The following is a 20,885-nucleotide window of genomic DNA, read 5'->3' as shown; positions in this document are numbered from 1 at the left end:
CTGGAGAAAAAGGATGGATCGGCCTATTTTTTTATGACAATACCGACGAGCAGCTTACGCCGATACAGTCGTGAAGGAAATGGTGTGGATCGCTGGGAGGCAGTTGGTACGACATAAACCGCTGACAATCGAAATCAGGAAGACAGAGTACAGGGAGTCCTGAAAATGGACGCCAGGTATTACGTAAGCCTGCGGATTTTCAACACGAGTAAAAATCAAGCGTGCCTTGGTTTTGCTGGAGTGTGGAAACTTCGCGGGCTTTTTACATTTACGAAAAAACAAAGGATGAGGGATACCATGCCCAAAATGAAAGTCCATCAACTGACAAAAGTGTTCGGCAAGCAGCCCGAGCTGGCCTTGAAGCTGCTGGAGGAAGGACGTACAAAAGAACAAATTTACAAGCAAACGGGCCAGTCTATCGGGGTAAATCAGGTCAGCTTTGAAGTCGAGGAAGGTGAAATCTTCGTCATCATGGGCCTGTCAGGCAGCGGCAAATCCACCTTAATCCGACTGTGTAATCGACTAATTGACCCAACGAGCGGAAGCATCGAGATCGATGGGGAAGAGATCGTGGACATGAAGGCAACGGCTTTACGCGAGGTGCGAAGGAAGAAGCTCGGGATGGTTTTCCAAAACTTTGCCCTGTTTCCGCAGCGGACGGTACGAGAAAACGTCGAGTTTGGATTGGAGATTCAACAAATACCACCAGGGCTCCGGCAAGAAAAATCACGGGAAGCGCTCAAGCTCGTTGGATTAACCGAGTGGGAAAATGCGTACCCGGATCAATTGAGCGGAGGGATGCGCCAGCGGGTCGGATTGGCGCGGGCGTTGGCTAATCATCCAGATATTCTCTTGATGGACGAAGCATTCAGTGCACTGGACCCGCTCATTCGAAAAGACATGCAGGATGAACTGCTGGAGCTTCAGATGACGATGAAAAAGACGATCCTGTTCATTACACATGACTTGCACGAGGCGTTGCGACTGGGCGATCGGATTGCCTTTATGAAAGACGGGCAGATCATTCAGATCGGCCGCCCGGAAGAAATCATGGCAGACCCAGCGGATGAATTCGTGCGGAAGTTCGTGGAGGATGCCGACCTGTCCAGGGTCCTCGTTGCTGAAAATGTGATGAAACGGGCAGAAGCAATCACGCCTGACAAAGGGGCTCGAGTGGCACTGCAACTTATGATGGATAACGGCGTGTCCAGCTTGTACGTCGTGGACAAAAAGCGCACACTGCTCGGCTTGATTACGGCGTATGACGTATCACTCGCGATCAGTACGGGGGATTCGCTGGAGACGATCATGAAAACTGACCTCCCTACCGTTTCACCTGACGCACGTCTGCACAGTTTGTTTCCGATGATGGCAGATCTGCATGTCCCGATTGCTGTAGTGGGCGAGCAGCAGCGTTTGTTGGGTGTCATCGTAAAAGGAGCGGTGTTAGGCGGGCTGGTAGGCAAAGTCAATGTCCAAGAGCACCAGAGAGCAGAGGTGATGAGTGATGGACGTCGTGCCTAAGCTGCCGATTGGTGAATGGATGGAAGGGTTCGTGGAGGTGCTGGGCCAGTACAAAGGGGTATTGTTTGATCCAGTGTCTATCGTCATTTCCACGATGGTGACTTACTGTTCCACGGTTTTGGCAGAGATACCTTCGCTGATTCTCATCTTGCTGCTAGGGGCCGCTGCGTGGGTTTTTGCAGGGAGAGCGTCCATGGTCTTTACGGTTATCGGACTTTCTCTCATCCACAACTTGGGGTACTGGGATGAAACGATGGAGACATTGGGACTCGTCCTCAGTGCCACCATGATTTCGATCGCTATCGGGATTCCGGTGGGCATTCTTTGCGCGAGACACGATACGTTTCGCAATCTGGTCACGCCAGTACTGGATTTGATGCAGACGATGCCAGCGTTCGTTTATTTGATTCCCGCGATCTTTTTCTTCGGCTTGGGCGAGGTGCCGGGAGTCATTGCCTCCGTTATTTTTGCTTTGCCGCCAATCGTGCGTCTCACGAACTTAGGCATACGTCAGGTCCCAGCGGAAATGGAGGAAGCGGCGGACGCCTTTGGAGCAACTGGCTGGCAAAAGCTCGTGAAAGTACAACTGCCGTATGCGAAATCCACGATCTTGGCGGGAGTTAATCAGTGCATCATGCTCGCTCTGTCGATGGTGGTCATAGCGGCTATGATCGGGGCGAAAGGCTTGGGTGCAGACGTATATCGTGCCGTTTCGCAAGTGGATATAGGAAGAGGATTCGAGGCGGGGCTGTCCATCGTGATAATCGCTATCGTCTTGGATCGGCTTACTCAACATGCAGGAAAAAAGGAGAGAAATACATGATGAACAAAACGGTTCCAGCTTTACTGGCAGTGATGATGGGAGCGACAGCTTGGCTTGCAGGCTGCTCCAGTCAAAACACAAACACACAAATACCGACAGCAACGGTGATCGGTCCTATTCCTTCCGAGACGTCGGACAACGCGCTAGGAGAAAAGCTCGACTACAAAATCATCGGAATCGACGCAGGAGCAGGATCGATGGTGAAGACAGAGGAAGTCATGAACCTGTATGGCTTGGATAAATGGCAGCTTGTCGAAGGCTCGGATGCAGCGATGACAGCAGCTTTGATCAAGGCTTACGAAGCGAAGGAACCGATTATCATTACAGGCTGGACGCCGCATTGGATGTTTAAAAAGATGGATTTGAAATACTTGGAAGACCCGAAGAACGGATTTGGTGGAGCGGAACAAATCCATACCATCGTGCGCAAAGGGCTGAAAGAGGATCAGCCTGCTGCCTATCAATTTCTGGATAAGTTCTGGTGGGAGCCAGCCGATATGGAGTCAGTCATGGTCCAAATGATTGACGGAAAAGATCCGGAAGTGGCCGCTGCGGAATGGGTAAAAAACAACGAAGCCAAAGTAGCGAAATGGGTGGAGGGCATCCAGCCTGTCCCAAAAGAGAAGCTGACTCTCGCTTATGTAGCATGGGATTCCGAGATTGCCAGCACGCACGTCGTAGAGCATGTGCTGGAGCAGAAGCTGGGGTATGAAGTCGAATTGAGTCAGGTGCAGACTGGACCGATGTGGGCAGGAGTGGCCATTGGGGATGTAGATGGGATGGTTGCGGCTTGGCTGCCGTCTACAGATACGAGCTATTTGAAAAAATTTGGTGGGCAAATCGAGGATTTGGGTCCGAATCTCGACGGAACCAAAATCGGACTCGTGGTTCCTTCGTACATGAACATCTCGTCCATTGAGGATCTCCAATAAGGAAGGGAGGCGCTACTATGAAGCATTATCTCGTAATCGGTAAGGGGGAAGCATTCACTTCTTTTGTCCAGACACTATGCTGCGACAGTTTGCCAGCTTTTTGGGGAAGGAATCCCGGTGCCTTTTCATTGACAGCGGGGCCTGGAGACAAGACGATTCAGCGGTTTTTGCCCATCTCATTTGACGAGTGCTACCGCGATCAGGAATCCTTGCTGCTCTACCATTCCGTCTACATCTTTCCCGACGAGTGGGCGGAGGGACGTGACTTGCTGACACTGTTCAAGCAGCTGGGCACCTGCCGGATTTTTGTGATGACGCAGGAGCATCGGAACGCGATGTTATACAAGGCGCTTGGGGCGAATCACGTCATCGTGAGTCAGCCCGGGTATAAAGGCTACGGCTGGTTGGCTGAACAGATGAGTGGGTAAGAGAGGAATAGAAATGGCTCCGCCTGCAAATGAGGCGGAGCCTTGTTTTCGTGAAATTAGCCCAACATTTTTTCGAAGTCCTTGTCCAATACATAAACTTCGATCCGTTCACCCATTTTCGTGCTGATGTCGCTATGACTCGATAGTACCTTGCAGCTTGTCAGCTTTTCTACGATTTCTTCTGATTCTTCGCTGTACATTTCACGGAGAACCTCGCGCATTTCTTTGACGATGCGGCGACCTTTATCGTGACTGGACAGATGCTTTTCTTCGACGGTGAGAACACCTTTGAATCTGACGATGACCATATCACCGACGATGTAGGTCTTCGCTTCCTGTGGACCTCGTCCAATCAGATCGCGCTGAAATTTTATGAATGCTTCGCTGATTTCGGCTTCCAGCTTTTTTTTGTTAGAGATGGCCAAACGCCATACCTCCCATAATTTATCATTGTGCCTAATATTACTCAGCAGTCTTGGGGCTGTCAAACAAATAGGCTGATAATGTGAAAACGCGAGAGAATTGATGAAATATCATGATCGGATGAGGCCTGATAGGTTTAAATCGCTTACACGGATAAAGAATGCAGAAATCGTGTGAAAAAGACTGAAATAGGACATTAACATCCGATTATGCCAGACGTATAATGAGACTCGTAACCAACAATTGCAAATATGGCCAAATCCCGAGGCACTCGGGAACGGAGGACCCAATCAGTAGGGGTTAATCCCACGAATGAATCGTGGGAGGGATGAGAAACTCTTTCGCCATCCTACCCGTCAGCTAACTTCGTCGGCTAAAGCGAGGGAGGTCTAAAGACCGCCTGTTTGAGGAGGCCTTTTTGTTATCCTTATGGGAACAAAGGTTGACTCGAAACGTAATGCAGGTCTTTTCGTTTTGCTCAAAAACGGTCAATGACCGTTGTTACTTACAAGTAAATAGCTGTTTTTTTGAAAAAGGAAACGGGAGACAAAACGCAAAGAAGGCAACTTCAAGTCGGCTGGGCGTTAGGTAGACCAATGAGTACTTTTTCTCCGATACAAAGGATCGTTTTTATTTGCCGCGAAAAGGCGGGCGACTTGTTTCGTCTGTTTATCTTTCGCTCGGTCAAATGTGGCGATCTTTCGGGGAAATCGTAAGCATTGGTCTATTTTTTATCCCAAATGGCAGGTTTTCTTCAAAAAAGAAAGCTTGTACAGGGGATAGCGAGAGAGACGGGTCGGCCAGACTTCACGGAATAGTTAGTACGACAAAAAAGGAGGGACATTGCATGGACGTGGTTTCCATACTGCTCTTGGCGCTTTCATTCGGTGTATTTTTTGCACTCATCAAGTTTTGTGACGCCGTGGTAAGAGAACAGGGAGGGAAAGAGAAATGATCTGGTTGCTGCTGATTGTGGCAGGGCTTGCGTTGTACTTGTGCCACGCATTGATTTACCCGGAAAAATACTAGAGGTTACCCGAATCATTGGTTTATTTGGAACCATTTTTTAAAGGGAGTAGGAGGAACTGTCGTGGACTTTATACAAATAGCGTTGGTTTTGGTGGTGCTTTTCGTGCTCGCCATACCAATGGGAAAATATTTGGCACGCTCCTTTTCGCTGGAGACAACCCGATTAGACCGTGTTTTTGGCGGGGTGGAAAAAGCGATATACAAGCTGTCTGGCATTCGCGTAGCAGATATGACCTGGAAGCAGTACGCAATGGCTGTTCTGGTCAGCAACATTTCAATGGTAGCTATTGCGTATCTCTTGCTTCGTTTGCAAGGGATGCTGCCCGGAAACCCAAGTGGTATTGCGGCGATGGAGCCGTTGCTTTCCTTTAACACGGCTGTCAGCTTTTTGACGAATACGAATCTTCAGCATTACAGCGGGGAGAGCGGATTGTCGTATCTGTCACAGATGCTGGTCATTATTTACCTGATGTTTACGACGCCAGCGACAGGGATCGCGGTCGTGATGGCCTTCATGCGAGGGTTGACCGGACAGCGCAGCATCGGTAACTACTACGTAGACTTGGTGCGTGCTCACACACGGGTGTTGATTCCACTGGCGATTGTCGTGACACTGCTCTTGGTATCCCAAGGCGTGCCGCAGACAATGGAGCCGACTGCTACAGCGACAACCATTAGCGGAACGGAGCAGCAAATCGCTCGCGGTCCAGTGGCTTCACTCGTTTCGATTAAGCATTTGGGGACAAACGGAGGCGGATTCTTTGGCGTAAACTCTTCGCACCCATTTGAAAACCCGACACCACTTACGAACGTGATCGAAATTTTGTCGATGTTCTTGATCCCGGCGGCGCTGCCATTCGCATTCGGCTTCATGGCGAAGAGCCGCAAGCAAGGCTGGGTTATTTTTGGAGCGATGTTCGTGATGTTCCTGGCGTTCCTCATTACGGCGTATGCCAATGAAGTAAGCGGCAACCCGGCGCTGGAGCGGGCTGGCCTGTCACAACAAATGGGCAGCATGGAAGGAAAAGAAGTCCGTTTTGGTATCGCACAAAGCGCCTTGTTCACTGCCGTGACAACAGCGGCAACGACGGGAACTGTGAACAACATGCACGATACATTGACGCCACTTGGCGGCTTGGTTCCGCTCGGTGAAATGATGCTTAACTGCGTATTCGGCGGAGATGGTGTCGGAACGATTAACATTTTGATGTATGCGATTTTGGCTGTATTCTTGGCGGGCTTGATGGTAGGGCGTACACCTGAATTCCTCGGCCGCAAGATCGAAGGAAAAGAGATGAAGCTGATCGCCATCGCGATTCTCGTTCATCCCCTGATTATCTTGGCACCAACCGCTATTGCATTGGCGACAGAAATGGGTTCATCTGCAGTGTCGAACCCAGGTTTCCACGGTATTTCACAAGTGCTGTACGAGTACACTTCTTCGGCAGCCAACAACGGTTCTGGTTTTGAAGGATTGGGCGACAACACGCCATTCTGGAACATTTCTACCGGACTCGTCATGCTGTTCGGTCGATACGTTTCGATCATTACGATGCTGGCGGTAGCAGGCTCCTTGCTCGCAAAAACGCCGGTTCCGGAAACGATGGGTACACTGCGCACAGACAATAGTGTATTCACGGTGATTTTGATTGCGACTGTGGTGATCGTAGGCGCACTGACATTCCTCCCTGTGCTTGCGCTCGGCCCAATCGCCGAGTGGCTAACGATCCGATGATAAGAGGAAGTTCAAAAGCTGACTTTTTGAACTTCGATTTGAAAATGAATACTAGAGGCAAAGGAGTAATTTTCCATGAGTAGAACGCGCACGGTTGCGCTTCCTAAAGATTTGTATCAACGGGCCTTTGTCGAGTCTTTCAAAAAACTGGACCCGCGTGTGATGATGAAAAATCCAGTCATGTTCGTGGTAGAGATCGGGTTCTTCATTACGCTTCTCCTGACGTTTGTACCCCATTTGTTTGGGGGAGCTTCGGACCCGTTTTACAACGGTGTCGTCAGCTTTATCCTGTTCGTGACGATTTTGTTCGCCAACTTCGCAGAAGCCTTGGCAGAAGGTCGCGGCAAAGCACAGGCAGAGAGCTTGAAAAAAACGAAGCAGGACACGCAAGCACAAAAAGTGGGGAAAGATGGTCGCATTCAGGTTGTCAGTTCCACAGAATTGCGAAAAGGCGATCTGGTCATAGTGGAAGCGGGCGAGCTGATTCCATCTGACGGGGAAATCGTCGAGGGTGTCGCCTCTGTGGACGAATCAGCGATTACGGGTGAATCTGCTCCGGTCATTAAAGAAGCAGGTGGCGATTTCAGCTCTGTCACAGGAGGTACGCGTGTAGTCAGTGACCGCATCCGAGTCCGTGTGACGACTGATCCCGGCGAATCGTTTTTGGATCGCATGATTTCGTTGGTAGAGGGTGCGAAAAGACAGAAGACCCCGAATGAAATCGCGTTGAATACGCTGTTGGTCAGCTTGACGTTGATTTTCCTGATCGTCTGCACGACCTTGCAGCCTATTGCCAACTATGTAAATGCAGCCATTCCGGTTGCGACACTGATTGCTTTGCTCGTCTGCTTGATTCCGACCACGATTGGCGGACTCTTGTCAGCGATTGGGATTGCGGGTATGGACCGGGTCACACAGTTTAACGTCATCGCCATGTCTGGTAAAGCCGTTGAGGCATCTGGTGACATCAACACCATTATTTTGGATAAAACGGGAACGATCACGCATGGTAACCGGATGGCTGCCGAGTTTGTCACCGTAGGCAACAGCAAAAGCACCGAATTAAACCGAGTAGCTGCACAAAGCTCGGTCCATGACGAAACACCGGAAGGACGCTCTGTTGTAGAGCTGGCGAAAAAACAAGGTCTGGCACCTGCTGAACTGGAATTGCCCGGTTCCGAAGGCGTGGAGTTCCGCGCTGAAACAAGAATGAGCGGGACGAATCTGGCAAGCGGCGTCCTCATCCGCAAAGGGGCCGTCGACGCCATCAAAAAATACGTGGCAGAGCAAGGGGGCAACATCCCTGCTGATTTGGATGAAAAAGCAAACCGGATTGCAACGGCTGGCGGCACGCCATTGGCTGTAGTAGAAGGTAATACGATTCTCGGTTTGATTTACTTAAAAGATACCGTAAAGCCAGGGATGCGCGAACGCTTTGAAGAGCTGCGCCGCATGGGAATTCGTACGGTCATGTGCACGGGGGATAACCCGCTGACAGCAGCGACGATTGCCCGCGAAGCAGGTGTGGACGATTTCGTAGCCGAAGCCAAGCCGGAAGATAAGATTGCGCTGATCCGCAAAGAACAAGCGGCAGGCAAGCTGGTCGCCATGACAGGTGACGGTACGAATGACGCGCCAGCTCTCGCACAAGCCGATGTTGGTTTGGCGATGAATACGGGTACAGTAGCGGCGAAGGAAGCAGCGAACATGGTCGATCTGGATTCTGACCCGACCAAAATCATCGAGGTCGTGGCGATTGGCAAGCAGCTTTTGATGACACGCGGTGCATTGACGACGTTCAGTATCGCCAATGACGTAGCGAAATACTTCGCGATCATTCCTGCGATGTTCATGCTGGCGATCCCACAAATGAGTGCCCTCAACATTATGGGCCTGGCTACACCGCAAAGTGCGATTTTGTCCGCGTTGATCTTCAATGCGATCATCATCCCGATCCTGATTCCGCTGGCGATGAAAGGTGTGAAATATACGCCGATGAGCGCGACAAAGCTGCTTAGCCGCAACCTGGTGATTTATGGCTTGGGAGGAATTATTGTTCCGTTCGTGGGTATCAAGCTGATTGATTTGATTTTGGTCGGATTGAATCTAGTTTAACTTATATTGAAAAAAGAAAGCTCAGGTGAACCGATATGATATTGAAAAATTTGCGTCTCAGCCTCGTTTTGCTGCTGATTTGCGGTATTGCCTACCCGCTGGCGATGACAGGGGTTGCACAGGTGGTCATGCCTGCACAAGCAAGTGGTAGTCTTATCACCGATGCGAGTGGCAAGGTGGTCGGCTCCGAGCTGATTGGGCAGACTTTCACCGATCCGAAGTACTTCTGGGGACGCATTTCTTCTATTGATAATAATGCGTCAGGCTCTGGCTCGAATAACTACGCGCCATCCAACCCGGCCCTGATCGAACGTACGCAAAAGGATATCGCCACATTTCTAGCAGCGAATCCTGGCGTGAAGCAGGAAGACATCCCGGCTGATTTGCTGACTAACTCCGCTTCCGGTCTGGACCCGCATATCTCTCCAAAGGCTGCCCAGATACAAGTAGAGCGTGTAGCCAAGGCGCGCAATCTCGAGCCGTTACAACTACAGGCTCTGATTGAAGCGAATACAGAGGGAAGAAGCTTGGGTGTATTCGGAGAGCCGCGTGTCAATGTAGTGAAGCTGAATTTGGCTTTGGACGAATTGAAGAAGTAAAGAATGAAGGAGGGCTGCGAGATGGTAGAGCAGTTTCGGCGAAAGTCCCCGGAGGAAATCTTGCAGTCCATCTCCAGAATGCACCGGGGCAGGCTGAAAATCATTCTGGGGGCAGTCAGTGGCTCAGGTAAAACCTATCACCTGCTAATGGAAGGGCAGACGCTTAAGAAAAAAGGGATTGATGTGGTCGTAGCTGGCTCAGGAGAGGCCACTCATCCCAAGCTGGCGCAAAAGCGGGAGGGCTTGGAACAAATCCAGCCAATCATCTGGTATTCCCTCGGGGAAGCGAGACATGATCTGGACGTTGCAGCCATTATCGAACGAGATCCGGAAGTCGTGCTCGTAGACGGTTTGGCTCATCGTAATCGTCCAGAGGCCCCCCGTCCAACCAGGCTCGACGATGTTCAGTTTTTGCTGAACCACAATATTAGTGTGATTGCGACGGTCAACATTTACGAATTGGCCGGGATGAAAGAGATGGCGGAGCGACTGACGAAGGCAGAAGTGCGGATTGACCAGTGTGTCCCTGAGGATACGCTTGCCATGGCTGACGAGGTGAAATTGCTCGACGTCACGCCAGAAGCTATTCTGAAACGGCTGCAAGAAGACGATCGCAACCCGACTCGAACGAAACACCCATTGTTCCGCAGAGACAATCTGCACATGCTACGAGAACTCGCTCTTCGGTTCGTAGCTACGGGCGTGAACGAGGATTTGGAGGATTATCGGGAGAAGCACGGCATGGTGGGGGCTTCAGGAGCCACAGAAAAGGTGCTGGTTTCTGCCCAGTATCATTGGAACGGCTCAATATTGGTTCGTCGCGGACAACAGGTTGCCAAGAGGCTCGGCGGAGAGCTTTTGGTCGTCTGTTTTCTCCCTTTATCTAAGAAGCTGACGAAGGAAGAAGCGACTTTTAAGAGATCCATCGGAAAGCTCGTGGACAAAGTCGGAGGTACCTTTGAAGAGCAGATGCTTGCACGTGAAACGGACGTGGCAAACGAGCTCGTCGCTTATGCGATGGAGAATAATGTGACCCGAATCGTCATGGGGCAGTCCAAGCGTACGCGCTGGGAAGAGATATGGTACGGCTCCATCGTCCATAAGATTCTTCGACAAACGAGAAATATCGATATCTTGATCGTGGCCGATCGTTCGGAGCGGGACGGTGAGCGCGTCATGCCGACCAAGCGAGAACAAGCGGTAACGGCCAATCCGTACCGACGTCTCTCCGATGAGGAGATGCAGCAGGAAATCGGTAAAATCAAGCGCGGGACGCTAAAAGTATATGTAGGAGCTGCACCTGGAGTCGGCAAGACGTACACGATGCTCCGAGAAGGCAACGAGCTCGCCGAAAATGGCATCGACGTGGTGATTGGGCTTTTGGAAACGCATGGACGAAAAGAAACCATTGAGCAAGTAGGGGGACTTCCTCTGATCCCGCGCAAGCGCATCCCGTATAAAAACGTGACGCTGGAAGAAATGGACACCGACGAAATTATCCGGCGAAATCCGGAGGTCGTACTGGTGGATGAGCTGGCACATACGAATGTACCAGGGAGTGCCTATGAGAAGCGATACCACGATGTCGAGAAGATTTTGGCTGCGGGTATTTCCGTTATATCTACGATGAATATACAGCACCTCGAGAGCTTAAACGACAGCGTCGAGCAAATCACGGGAATCCGTGTGCGAGAGACGGTGCCGGACCATATTCTACATCAGGCAGATGAAGTAGAGCTGATTGATATTTCACCCAAAGCACTGCGTCAGCGGATGCGGGAGGGCAATATTTACGCGATGGAAAAGGTAGAGCAGTCGCTGACCAACTTTTTCAAAACAGGGAATTTGATCGCGTTAAGAGAGCTGGCCTTGCGTGAAGTGGCGGACGACGTCGACGAACGCTTGGAGGCGTGGGAGCGTCGAACGCTGCGCGGGCCTTGGCGGCAGCAGGAAGTCATTTTTGTCTGTGTGAATTTACGAGAAGACAGTGAACGTTTGATACGCCGAGGGTTTCGAATTGCCTATCGGTTGAAGGCGTCCTGGCATGTAGCCTACGTGCAGGATCATCCGTCGCTGACAGAAGTGGAAGAGACACAGCTGGCGAAGCTGAAGGCACTAACAGAGCGGCTCGGAGGTCGTTTCGAACGATACGAAGCCCCTTCCAGACGCAAGGTTTTCACCAAGCTGGTTTGGCATATGAACGAAAAAGGAACGACGCAGGTCGTCATCGGGCAGTCGGCGCGAACCCGCTGGAAGGAAATTCTCGAGGGTTCGGTCATTCAGCGATTATTGCGGGAGGTTCGACACATGGATGTGCTGGTCGTGGCCGATCACGCACCCGATATGATGTGAGGGAGGTTAATGATGGGCACTGAAAAAGAAGGGCAATGGGACCAAAGCGTGGCAGACGCCTATAGCCGTTTGGAGTGCCTGATACTAGAGCCAACTACGGAGGCAGATTTGTTTTCCAGGCTGATACGGGTCTACCTGGAGGAAGAAGAGGTGCGCATACGGCAAAAGCTAAAGCGCAAATCCTCACAGCGAATCTCTCGCGTCATGCATGAGCGGGTGGGTGAGTTTTTGTCCGGGCAGTTGACCGGGCTTTCGTTTCAAGTGATCGACGGTCTCTTGTTTATAAAGAGGGAGGAACAGTTAGTCGCGGCACTCAAATGCATTCCTGATCTCGGCAGCTATGATACGCCTTCCTGGAATGCGACACTTGCCCGTTTTGCCAAGCAGTATCAAAAACGGTTCAAGCTGGCGCCAGAGAAGCTGTTGTTCGTTGTTTGCTCACTCGCCAAAAGCTTGGATGCAGCTCATGCCAAGGCGTTGACCGGAATTGACGTGTGGTGTGGCGCGGCGCTAACAACTCCAGCCTATCGAGATGCGTTGCAAGTGTACGTCAACAAATATGTGGAAGTCATGGACGCGCTTCCGCAGCCTGTGAACCAAGTGTATTTCTTAAGTGCAGATGTCCATCCGAATGCACTCGCTTGCCAATTGCTGCGAGGGGAGAAAGCATCTTTGCCAGATGGCTGGCTGCGACCGTCCGTCAGTGATCTCATCCATTTATTGCAAGCTAAGCCGTGATATACTTGTAAGGACATTCATACCATGAATTCCTTGGGAGGGACTTTTTATCGACGTGAAAGTGGCTGGAATTCCGCATTTCACAGGGGCGTACGTCTCTGGTACAGAGCTTGCTCCAGATGCTTTGCGAAATGCAGGATTGATTGAGCGATTGCAGCAGCATGGCTTGGGCGTGCAGGACGTAGGAAATCTGCATCTTCCCGATAATTTGCCTCGCCATAATATTCCGCCTGTTCGTAATTGGCCGGCTCCGCGTATGTTTTGGGATTTGCTGCAAAAGGACGCGCAAGAGTGGCTCGATACAGACGACTTTGTTTTGATGCTCGGCGGAGACTGCAGCTTGGTCGTTGCAACGGCACAGGCTCATCAGGATCGGTATCAGGAAAAAGCGTATCTGCTCGTGATTGATGGTCATCTCGATGCTGTAGTTCCATCGGCTTCTCGCTGTATTGGGGCAGCAGGGATGGGATTGTGGTTTTTGCTTCAAGATCGCGGACATTGGATCGAACCAAGCGGCTGGGATGCAGAGCGAATCCGCCTTGTCGGCTGCCAGCAGATGCCTGGAGAAACTTTCGGCGTTGACGTCATGACCTTGGCCCAGCTCATAGAGGGAAGCCTAGTGGAACGAGTTTCTCATATGCTCCAATCGATCCCGCCTGATGCCAAAATCCTCGTCCATTTCGACGTAGATATCATGCACAAAGACGCGATGCCAGCGGCCTATTCTCCAAGTGAGATTGGCTTGTCGCTGTCCGAAGCGGAGGCATTACTGGAAACTGTCTTACGAGATTCGCGCGTGACGAGTATGGAAGTGACGGAGTTCTCTGGGGCAAGAGATACGACTGGCGAGTATGCAAGGAGACTGGTAGAGTTGCTCGCTCGGGCACTATCTGCACGTGTTTAAAGCCCATCCCATCTATGAAATAAATTCGATAACGAGTGAGCTCGGCAGTCCTGATTTCGTTCAGGCTGTAGAGCTCTTTTTTTGGGGCTTTCTTAGTTTTAAGAGGCAGCAAAGCTGGTGAGAAGAAAAAGCACAGGACTCGCAGACCTTGACAACACCTACCCAGTCGGAACTTTAAAAAGAGGACCACGCTTGTCGAACACTTCTTCCCTGAGAAACGTCCGCCCGTAGGGTGGCTTTGGCTCGACGGTCCTCTTTTTAAAGTGGAGACGGACAGTCATTCCCCCACGCTGGCGTGTCAGAGTCGAAGAGAACTGTGCTTTTTCTTCTCCCCCACTATGCTGATTCAATCCACAAACCACAAGCTTTTAAGCACTCATTTTACAGGAAAATAAAATTTTTCAAAAATAAGGAGAAAGGTTTTTCCAGCCAATCCGTATTAGCTTATGAATCAACCAAAACGGAAGCTGCGCAGCATTCCCCGCTGGCTTGATCTGTGATAGATGGAGGAGTAGCAAAATGCCGGACGATCAGGAACTAATCGAGCAAATCCTGGCTGGCGATCATGAGCAGTACAGACAAATTGTCGACAGATACAAGGGCAAGATCGTTGGCTATTTGTACAGGATGATCGGCAACATGCCAGACGCACAGGATTTGGCTCAAGACGTGTTTATCAAAACCTTTTATCGTTTACATGACTATCGGCCTGAGTACAGGTTTTCTTCATGGCTGTATCGAATTGCGAGCAATCATTGTTTCGATGAAATGCGAAAACGCAAAAGGACAGAGCAGGTAGAAATCGATGAGGAGCAGCTGATTGACCCAGACACGCCAGAGACGACTTTGTTGAAAAAAGAACGGGACGCCGAGCTGGAACGCAGCATCATGCTGCTGGATGAGGAGTATCGGGAGGTATTCGTCCTGTTTTACCTACAGCGACTGTCGTATCGGGAAATCAGCGAGCGACTGTCTCTCTCGGAGAGCTCTGTTCAGATGCGATTATTCCGTGCCCGCAAAAAGATGAAGGACAGCCTAGAGAAAACGATGGGAGGGGGAGCTATTTATGAAATGCTTCATGTTTAATCAATTGAAGCTATACGTAAACGATGAGCTGGCCCCTGCCGAGAGCAAAGGATTGGAGCAACATGTGGAAAATTGCCCACAATGCCAGAAGCACCTGCAAGAGTGGGTAGAAGGCATGCAGGAAGAGGATTTTCCCACCATTCCGGAGGCTCCTGTACCCGATTCGTTTACAGATGAGGTCATGGATAAGCTGTCTGATGCAGTTCCTCCACGTTCTACGCGAAAGCACTCCTCCCGAACCAGAAGACAAAGGGGTTGGGATATTGTGAAGAAGACAGGATTGGTAGTAGCAGGAATTACGGCGTTGGTGGTGACAGGAACGGTTGTATCGCCGACATTTGCGAATTATGTGAATAGCTTGTTCCAGATTGAAAAAAATGCGGATAGCGGTATGAAAAATGCTGTCAATAAAGGCCTTGTCCAAAAGCTGGAGCAAAAAGTAACCGATCAAGGGATTACTGTCGAGTTAAAAGAGCTGTTGGCTGATTCGATGAGGATCGCAGTCATCTATGATATGTACGACGAGAGCGGCAAGAAGATTGAAGATCATATTTTGAATGCGAAGCTGATTGATCAGAACGGAAAAGATTGGTTTGAGGATGATGGAGGAGATAATTCGGGAAGTCATGGAGAGTTTTTCATCACAGAGCGATTTTTGAACGAAATCTTCGAATCAACTGAGGCGACTCCTGACCAACTGACCTTGCATTTAGAACAGACAGAAATCGCAGATAAGACAGGACAATGGTCATTGGAAGTTCCGATCGATATGAAGAAAGCCAAGGAAGCGACGAAAACGGTTGCCTTCAAGGATACTGTTTTTCAATCGCCGCAAGGGCTCGGGATTGAGCTGAAAAATATCGAATTTTCCCCGAGTGCGACACGGGTCATGCTGGATACCACTTTCCCAAAATCAGCTTATTTGGAAGTTGAACGAACGTCGATCCTGTACGATCGGAAAAATCCGCAAGGCGCCATTATCACAGAAAAAGAGCGTGATCCTGCTTTTTCGGGAGAGAATATGATGTACGAAATCACCAATGAAAAAGGGGAAGTGGTAGCAGCTTGGGATATGAAATCATTGGATGATGAGCTTGATAACAAGGAGAATGTTCTTTTCACACCAAGAACAGAAGAAGAAGCGGAAGAAAGACCAGAAGGCGATGTCTTGAATTGGTGGCATACATTTGGCCCGATACAGGGAGAACAAAAATTAAAGCTTGAGCTAAAGAAAATTTATGAGAAAAAGCTGGCTTCGCCTAAATTTGATCTGGTTCCAACAGAACTAGACAAGAAAGCTGCGACTGTCAAGGATGAGACAGGCAGTACCTTTACATTCTCTTCTTTTGCATGGGAGCCAGGTAACGGCGAAGATCTAGGTGAGGTCGTAATGACCATAGAGGGTACATTAGGAAAAGGCATAGTCGAGAACCGCGATTGGTCTGTAAAAGATGAAAATGGGAAGACTTACGCTGCGTCAGTGAGCACGGAAAGCACCAGAGACAAGGACGGACGGGTACAGATCAAAGGTGAGATCACGATTCCGCGCTTGAAGCAAGTACCGAAAAAGCTCACGGTATCCTACGCTACCTATATGGTGGAGCATGACGTGAAGTGGGAAGTACCGATTGAAATCAAATAGTTCAAAGAAAAGGAAGAGGCCGACAGTGGCCTCTTCTTTTTCTTTTTAGGAGCTGCGAGAATTTTCATCCTGATGATCCAGTTTGGCGTGGTTACCATTAAACAGTCCGGCAAAATATCTCGGCAATGATTTGTTGGCACATCAGCGGAGCTTCTCGCGTATACCTAATAGGCAATGGGAAAGAGGTGACCACATATGAGCGGATGGCTCGCACTCCTGCTCGTTTCCCTGGCCATCAGCATGGACAGTGTCAGTGTAGGATTGACGTATGGTTTACGGAAAATGAGAATGCCCTTTTTATCGCTCGTCGTCGTTTCCGGTTGTTCGTTTGCTGTTGTATATGGTGTCATGCTCGTAGGCTCATCCCTCACCGAATGGTTAACACCCGAGATCGGCAAGTATATTGGTGCTGCGGTCTTGATCCTCATGGGTTTATTTACTCTGTGGCGGCTCATTGCGACACGGTCTGGGACAGAGGCTCAGGAGTCTACCATTGCGAATTGCAACGCCGTTGTAGCCTCAGAAAAACAGGAAGAGCAGGAACCCATCGTATTATTGTCGCAGTTCCGCATTTTTGGTGTCATGATTCAGATTTTAAAAGATCCGTCCAAAGCCGATGCTGACCGTTCTGGGCATATTATGGGCTGGGAGGCCGTCATGTTGGGGCTTGCTCTGTCTTTGGATGCTTTCGGCGCAGGCATTAGCCTTACGTTTTTGGGATACTCGCCACTGCTTGTCGCTCTCTGTATCGCGGTGATGAGTGCTTTGCTTCTTGTGGTAGGAATTGCTCTCGGCAGGCGCGCAGGAAAAGCCAGCTGGTTGACGAGACTCACCTGGCTGCCGCCGATTTTGTTGATTTGTATTGGTGTAGCCAAAAGTTTGAAATAACTGCACCTGAACATAGAACCCGTCCTTTTCTCCAGGACGGGTTCTATGTTCAGGTGCATGGGATAGAGACGTTGTTTATTTATGAAAAAGGTGTGGAACATGGTAAACTAAAGACAAACAAAAGGGCAGGTGAGTGGAATGGCTTGGGAGCCTACAAATTTTAGGTATCTTTGCCAGACGATTTTTTGCCACTGTTGAATCAAAGGAATACGAATGTGAGCCTCGATGAGCAGGTGAAAGTTACTATAGCGGTTGGTATGTTTTTAGAGAAGAAGGAAAAAAAGATGACTAAGGTCATTTCTAATTCAAGCCCGATTATTGCCTTGTCAATGATCGGGCATCTTTCGCTTTCGAATGAACTTTTTGAGGAGATCTACCTTCCTGCAGAAGTCTTTCGTGAATTTGTAGAGAGTGAAAGTATTCGGGAGCATGGAAAGGGAGAATTACAGGAAGCGGTGGTGCAGTAGCGGTTTCAAATATATCAGGTGTAGAATGAAGATTTAGTAAAGTAACTTTCGGGAAGCTTCATCGTGGAGAGCTTGAGGTCATCATTGGGGCAAAAGAGTTAGGGCTAGAGGTTGTAATCATTGACGCTGATACGTTTGTGCTGAGCTCAATTGGAACGGTGGGGTGTACTCTTATTGCCAAAGAAGAAGGAAGAGATTTCTGAGATTAAACCTTATTTAGATCGTTTACTGTCCAGTCACTTTCGTATCTCGACTAGCTTATACAAAAAAGTGTTATTTCAGGCCGGGTAAACGGACGAGTCTTGAAGTTAGAGATCTTCCGTTCTTCTACTACGTAAGCTAGTGAATACTGTGGTATATTACAATAGAACTAGTCCAAAAAATTACCATTTACCTATAAGTAAACATAGATCGGAGCCAAAAGAATGCTAACAGGAGAAATTCGCAACAAGGTAGATAAAATATGGACGGATATGTGGGCTGGTGGGATCTCCAATCCACTGACCGTTATCGAGCAGCTTACGTACCTCATGTTCATTCGTTCACTGGATGAAAAGGAGCTGGAAACTGAGAGCTTCGAGGCAGTAAGTGGCGAAGAAATGCCAAAAATCTTCCCACAGGACGAAGATGGACAAGCCATGCGCTGGAGTAAGTTTAAAACGAAAGATTCCCGCGTGATTTACGATATTGTCGGCACGAAGGTCTTCCCTTTTATCAAGACGATGAACGGCGAAAAGACGTCTGCCTTCTCTCGCTATATGCAGGATGCCATGTTTCTGATCCCGACAGCGCAGGTACTCCAAAAGATTATAACCGGATTGGACGAGCTCTACGAACATGACATCAAAGATTTGGATATGCAGGGTGACCTCTACGAGTATATGTTGGGAAAGCTCGCTACTGCGGGTCAAAACGGCCAATTTAGAACACCAAAGCATATCCGCGATATGATGGTGCGTCTGCTTGCGCCTACACCAGACGATAAGATTTGCGACCCTGCATGTGGGACAGCGGGTTTTCTCGTATCCAGTGCTGAGTATATTCGAGAAACATATGAGTCAGAAATGACAAGTGAGCAATGGGAGCATTTTGCAAGTAACATGTTCACCGGGTTGGACACGGATCGTACGATGTTACGACTCTCTGCGATGAACCTGATGCTCCACTCCATTTCCAATCCGCATATTGATTATGTAGATAGTGTTTCCAAGCAAAATGAAATTGTGTCTGCTTACGATATGATCCTTGCCAACCCACCATTTACGGGGACAGTAGACGCCGATAGTATTCACGATAACTTGAAAGCCGTATGCGATACTAAAAAGACCGAGCTTTTGTTTGTTGCGCTGTTTTTACGGATGCTGCGCAAAGGCGGACGTTGTGCTTGTATTGTACCGGATGGGGTTTTGTTTGGTACGACCAAGGCGCATAAATCTCTTCGCAAAGAATTGGTAGAAAACCATCAGCTACAGGCAGTCATTTCCTTGCCGAGTGGGGTTTTTAAACCATACGCGGGTGTTAGTACAGCAGTTCTGATCTTTACGAAAACAGGTGCTGGCGGTACTGACAGGGTTTGGTTTTACGATATGAAAGCAGACGGCTTCTCGTTGGACGACAAGCGTTCTCCGATTGAGGCGAATGATATTCCAGATATACTTGCGAGATTTCATGATCTTGAGGGCGAAGATGACCGAAAACCGACTGCACAGAGTTTTTTGGTGGACAAGTCTGTAATTGAAAACAACAGCTATGATCTGTCTATAAATCGTTATAAAGAGGTTGTGTATGAGAAGGTGGAGTATGATGCGCCTAGGGTGATCTTGGAGAGACTTGATAAGTTGAACATTGATATTGCTGCCAAGATGGAGGAGTTGAGGGGGCTTATCGGTGAGTAAGTGGGAGAGAAAATCACTAAAAAATATTACTAATCTAATGGTTGATGGTGATTGGATTGAATCAAAAGATCAATCAATAGAAGGCGTAAGGTTGGTACAAACTGGTAACATTGGCGAAGGGATATATTTAGACAAGCCCAAAAATGCCAAGTATATTAGCGAAAAGACGTATGTTAATTTAAACTGCACAGAGGTTTTTGAAGGGGATGTTTTAATTTCACGGTTACCATCTCCTGTCGGTAGGGCATGCATGCTTCCACAGCTAAAGACAAGAATGATAACGGCAGTAGACTGTTCTATTTTGAGGTTTAATAAAAACCTCTGTTTACCGCCATATTTTGTGTTTTTTACAATGTCTCCTAATTATCACTTTCAAGTATCAAAGCATCTTGCTGGTTCTACAAGAGTTCGTATAAGTCGAAAAAATTTAGAAACCGTTATGATTCCACTTCCACCACTCGAAACACAAAAACAAATTGCCAAAACCTTAGACATCGTAGTAGAACTGCTTGCCATGCGCAAACAGCAGCTTGCAGAGCTGGATAACCTTATTAAATCTACTTTTTATGATATGTTTGGTGATCCTGTTACGAATGAAATGGGATGGGAAACTGTTACATTAGGAGATTTGAATACTATTTTAACGGATTATCATTCTAATGGGAGTTATGAAAAATTAAGAGAAAATGTGGAACTATTAAATGAACCGAATTATGCCTTAATGATAAGAACCACTGACCTAGAAGAAGAGAACTATATAGATGATGTCAAATATATTAATGAAGAGGCATATGAATATCTTGAAAAGTCGAAAGTATTTGGCGGCGAGATTATTATCAACAAAATAGGTAGTGCTGGAAAAGTTTATTTAATGCCGCATTTAGGTAGACCAGTTTCATTGGCAATGAACCAGTTTTTATTAAGGTTCAATCATGATACTAATACGCAATATGTTTACTACTACTTAAATACAGAGTTTAGTAAAAAAAACATATCTGATAAGGTTCGTGGTGCTGTTACAAAAACCATTACCAAAGATGCAATTCGAAGTATCCCGTTTAGATTACCACCTCTGTCTCTCCAAAACCAATTCGCCACCATCGTAACCAAAATCGAGGAACAAAAATCTCTCGTAAAAAAATCAATCGAAGAAACCCAACACCTATTCGACAGCCTAATGAGCCAGTACTTCGACTAACTAACTGAGGTGAAAGAATGACTGCAAACTTCGACTTCCTACATGGACAATCCGAATATAATTTGTTTGCTCTCGCATGTATAGAGGCAGAGCGTGTACTTACCACC

Annotated in this window: 19 protein-coding genes and 1 riboswitch; of the genes, 18 read left to right on the top strand and 1 reads right to left on the bottom strand. The window is 48.5% G+C overall.

The annotated features are described in order from the left end of the window. Positions 1-297 precede the first annotated feature (297 nt). Genes PMI05_RS27225 through PMI05_RS27210 form a run of 4 tightly spaced genes read left to right on the top strand, consistent with a single transcriptional unit; the run spans position 298 to position 3,707 of the window. Positions 298-1,524, top strand: a complete 1,227-nt coding sequence (locus PMI05_RS27225; RefSeq protein WP_039961509.1) for a glycine betaine/L-proline ABC transporter ATP-binding protein — start codon at positions 298-300, stop codon at positions 1,522-1,524. Continuing rightward, the gene (locus PMI05_RS27220; protein WP_007728902.1) at positions 1,508-2,347 is read left to right on the top strand and encodes a proline/glycine betaine ABC transporter permease; all 840 of its coding nucleotides are present in this window, start codon (positions 1,508-1,510) and stop codon (positions 2,345-2,347) included. Before PMI05_RS27225 ends, PMI05_RS27220 begins: the two co-directional genes overlap by 17 nt. Further along, complete coding sequence (locus tag PMI05_RS27215) at positions 2,344-3,279, top strand: glycine betaine ABC transporter substrate-binding protein (RefSeq protein ID WP_007728899.1); 936 nt, start codon at positions 2,344-2,346, stop codon at positions 3,277-3,279. Before PMI05_RS27220 ends, PMI05_RS27215 begins: the two co-directional genes overlap by 4 nt. A gap of 17 nt (positions 3,280-3,296) precedes the next feature. Continuing rightward, positions 3,297-3,707 (top strand): hypothetical protein, encoded by a 411-nt coding sequence (locus PMI05_RS27210; protein WP_007728896.1) that lies wholly within the window; start codon positions 3,297-3,299, stop codon positions 3,705-3,707. 56 nt (positions 3,708-3,763) lie between these two features. Here PMI05_RS27210 and PMI05_RS27205 read toward each other — a convergent pair whose 3' ends face one another. Continuing rightward, entirely contained in the window at positions 3,764-4,132 is a 369-nt protein-coding gene (locus PMI05_RS27205) for a DUF2294 domain-containing protein (RefSeq protein ID WP_007728893.1), read from the bottom strand. 241 nt (positions 4,133-4,373) lie between these two features. Next, positions 4,374-4,520, top strand: a riboswitch (cyclic di-AMP (ydaO/yuaA leader). 561 nt (positions 4,521-5,081) lie between these two features. Here PMI05_RS27205 and kdpF point away from each other — a divergent pair. The 14 genes from kdpF to PMI05_RS27145 all read left to right on the top strand — a co-directional run bounded on the left by kdpF (position 5,082) and on the right by PMI05_RS27145 (position 20,778). Beyond that, positions 5,082-5,159, top strand: a complete 78-nt coding sequence (gene kdpF / locus PMI05_RS31865) for a K(+)-transporting ATPase subunit F (RefSeq protein WP_081496885.1) — start codon at positions 5,082-5,084, stop codon at positions 5,157-5,159. Positions 5,160-5,220: 61 nt separating this feature from the next. After that, positions 5,221-6,894 (top strand): potassium-transporting ATPase subunit KdpA, encoded by a 1,674-nt coding sequence (kdpA, locus tag PMI05_RS27200; protein ID WP_007728889.1) that lies wholly within the window; start codon positions 5,221-5,223, stop codon positions 6,892-6,894. A gap of 75 nt (positions 6,895-6,969) precedes the next feature. Beyond that, on the top strand, positions 6,970-9,009 hold the full coding sequence (gene kdpB / locus PMI05_RS27195; protein ID WP_007728887.1) for a potassium-transporting ATPase subunit KdpB: 2,040 nt from the start codon (positions 6,970-6,972) through the stop codon (positions 9,007-9,009). Positions 9,010-9,044: 35 nt separating this feature from the next. Next, the gene (gene kdpC / locus PMI05_RS27190) at positions 9,045-9,608 is read left to right on the top strand and encodes a potassium-transporting ATPase subunit KdpC (RefSeq protein ID WP_007728885.1); all 564 of its coding nucleotides are present in this window, start codon (positions 9,045-9,047) and stop codon (positions 9,606-9,608) included. A 21-nt stretch (positions 9,609-9,629) separates the two neighbouring features. Then, the gene (locus PMI05_RS27185; protein ID WP_007728882.1) at positions 9,630-11,960 is read left to right on the top strand and encodes a universal stress protein; all 2,331 of its coding nucleotides are present in this window, start codon (positions 9,630-9,632) and stop codon (positions 11,958-11,960) included. Between the two features lie 12 nt (positions 11,961-11,972). Then, positions 11,973-12,698: a hypothetical protein gene (locus PMI05_RS27180; RefSeq protein ID WP_007728879.1), complete on the top strand. Its 726-nt coding sequence runs from the start codon at positions 11,973-11,975 to the stop codon at positions 12,696-12,698. A 61-nt stretch (positions 12,699-12,759) separates the two neighbouring features. Next, positions 12,760-13,602 (top strand): arginase family protein, encoded by an 843-nt coding sequence (locus tag PMI05_RS27175; RefSeq protein WP_039961505.1) that lies wholly within the window; start codon positions 12,760-12,762, stop codon positions 13,600-13,602. 519 nt (positions 13,603-14,121) lie between these two features. After that, positions 14,122-14,688, top strand: a complete 567-nt coding sequence (locus tag PMI05_RS27170; protein ID WP_007728877.1) for an RNA polymerase sigma factor — start codon at positions 14,122-14,124, stop codon at positions 14,686-14,688. Continuing rightward, positions 14,669-16,330 (top strand): DUF4179 domain-containing protein, encoded by a 1,662-nt coding sequence (locus tag PMI05_RS27165; RefSeq protein ID WP_007728876.1) that lies wholly within the window; start codon positions 14,669-14,671, stop codon positions 16,328-16,330. Before PMI05_RS27170 ends, PMI05_RS27165 begins: the two co-directional genes overlap by 20 nt. Positions 16,331-16,525: 195 nt before the next feature. After that, on the top strand, positions 16,526-17,218 hold the full coding sequence (ytaF, locus tag PMI05_RS27160) for a sporulation membrane protein YtaF (RefSeq protein WP_007728875.1): 693 nt from the start codon (positions 16,526-16,528) through the stop codon (positions 17,216-17,218). Positions 17,219-17,433: 215 nt separating this feature from the next. Further along, positions 17,434-17,685 carry a hypothetical protein gene (locus PMI05_RS31520; RefSeq protein WP_007728873.1) on the top strand — a complete coding sequence of 84 codons (252 nt, stop codon included), beginning with the start codon at positions 17,434-17,436 and terminating at the stop codon, positions 17,683-17,685. 150 nt (positions 17,686-17,835) lie between these two features. Continuing rightward, positions 17,836-17,976, top strand: coding sequence for a DUF3368 domain-containing protein (locus PMI05_RS31515; protein ID WP_369751252.1), 141 nt, complete (start codon positions 17,836-17,838; stop codon positions 17,974-17,976). A 134-nt stretch (positions 17,977-18,110) separates the two neighbouring features. Continuing rightward, positions 18,111-19,580: a class I SAM-dependent DNA methyltransferase gene (locus PMI05_RS27150; protein ID WP_007728871.1), complete on the top strand. Its 1,470-nt coding sequence runs from the start codon at positions 18,111-18,113 to the stop codon at positions 19,578-19,580. Further along, positions 19,573-20,778 (top strand): restriction endonuclease subunit S, encoded by a 1,206-nt coding sequence (locus PMI05_RS27145; RefSeq protein ID WP_007728869.1) that lies wholly within the window; start codon positions 19,573-19,575, stop codon positions 20,776-20,778. Before PMI05_RS27150 ends, PMI05_RS27145 begins: the two co-directional genes overlap by 8 nt. Positions 20,779-20,885: the final 107 nt, after the last annotated feature.

The sequence above is a fragment of the Brevibacillus sp. BC25 genome, from assembly GCF_000282075.1.
Lineage (GTDB): Bacteria > Bacillota > Bacilli > Brevibacillales > Brevibacillaceae > Brevibacillus.
This window is presented reverse-complemented; position numbering and strand designations above follow the sequence as displayed.

What these genes read in the sequence shown, in the direction of transcription:
- PMI05_RS27225 (WP_039961509.1), top strand. Translation starts at nt 298, where the DNA reads ATGCCCAAAATGAAAGTCCATCAACTGACAAAAGTGTTCGGCAAGCAG.
- PMI05_RS27220 (WP_007728902.1), top strand. Translation starts at nt 1,508, where the DNA reads ATGGACGTCGTGCCTAAGCTGCCGATTGGTGAATGGATGGAAGGGTTC.
- PMI05_RS27215 (WP_007728899.1), top strand. Translation starts at nt 2,344, where the DNA reads ATGATGAACAAAACGGTTCCAGCTTTACTGGCAGTGATGATGGGAGCG.
- PMI05_RS27210 (WP_007728896.1), top strand. Translation starts at nt 3,297, where the DNA reads ATGAAGCATTATCTCGTAATCGGTAAGGGGGAAGCATTCACTTCTTTT.
- kdpF (WP_081496885.1), top strand. Translation starts at nt 5,082, where the DNA reads ATGATCTGGTTGCTGCTGATTGTGGCAGGGCTTGCGTTGTACTTGTGC.
- kdpB (WP_007728887.1), top strand. Translation starts at nt 6,970, where the DNA reads ATGAGTAGAACGCGCACGGTTGCGCTTCCTAAAGATTTGTATCAACGG.
- kdpC (WP_007728885.1), top strand. Translation starts at nt 9,045, where the DNA reads ATGATATTGAAAAATTTGCGTCTCAGCCTCGTTTTGCTGCTGATTTGC.
- PMI05_RS27185 (WP_007728882.1), top strand. Translation starts at nt 9,630, where the DNA reads ATGGTAGAGCAGTTTCGGCGAAAGTCCCCGGAGGAAATCTTGCAGTCC.
- PMI05_RS27180 (WP_007728879.1), top strand. Translation starts at nt 11,973, where the DNA reads ATGGGCACTGAAAAAGAAGGGCAATGGGACCAAAGCGTGGCAGACGCC.
- PMI05_RS27170 (WP_007728877.1), top strand. Translation starts at nt 14,122, where the DNA reads ATGCCGGACGATCAGGAACTAATCGAGCAAATCCTGGCTGGCGATCAT.
- PMI05_RS27165 (WP_007728876.1), top strand. Translation starts at nt 14,669, where the DNA reads ATGAAATGCTTCATGTTTAATCAATTGAAGCTATACGTAAACGATGAG.
- ytaF (WP_007728875.1), top strand. Translation starts at nt 16,526, where the DNA reads ATGAGCGGATGGCTCGCACTCCTGCTCGTTTCCCTGGCCATCAGCATG.
- PMI05_RS27150 (WP_007728871.1), top strand. Translation starts at nt 18,111, where the DNA reads ATGCTAACAGGAGAAATTCGCAACAAGGTAGATAAAATATGGACGGAT.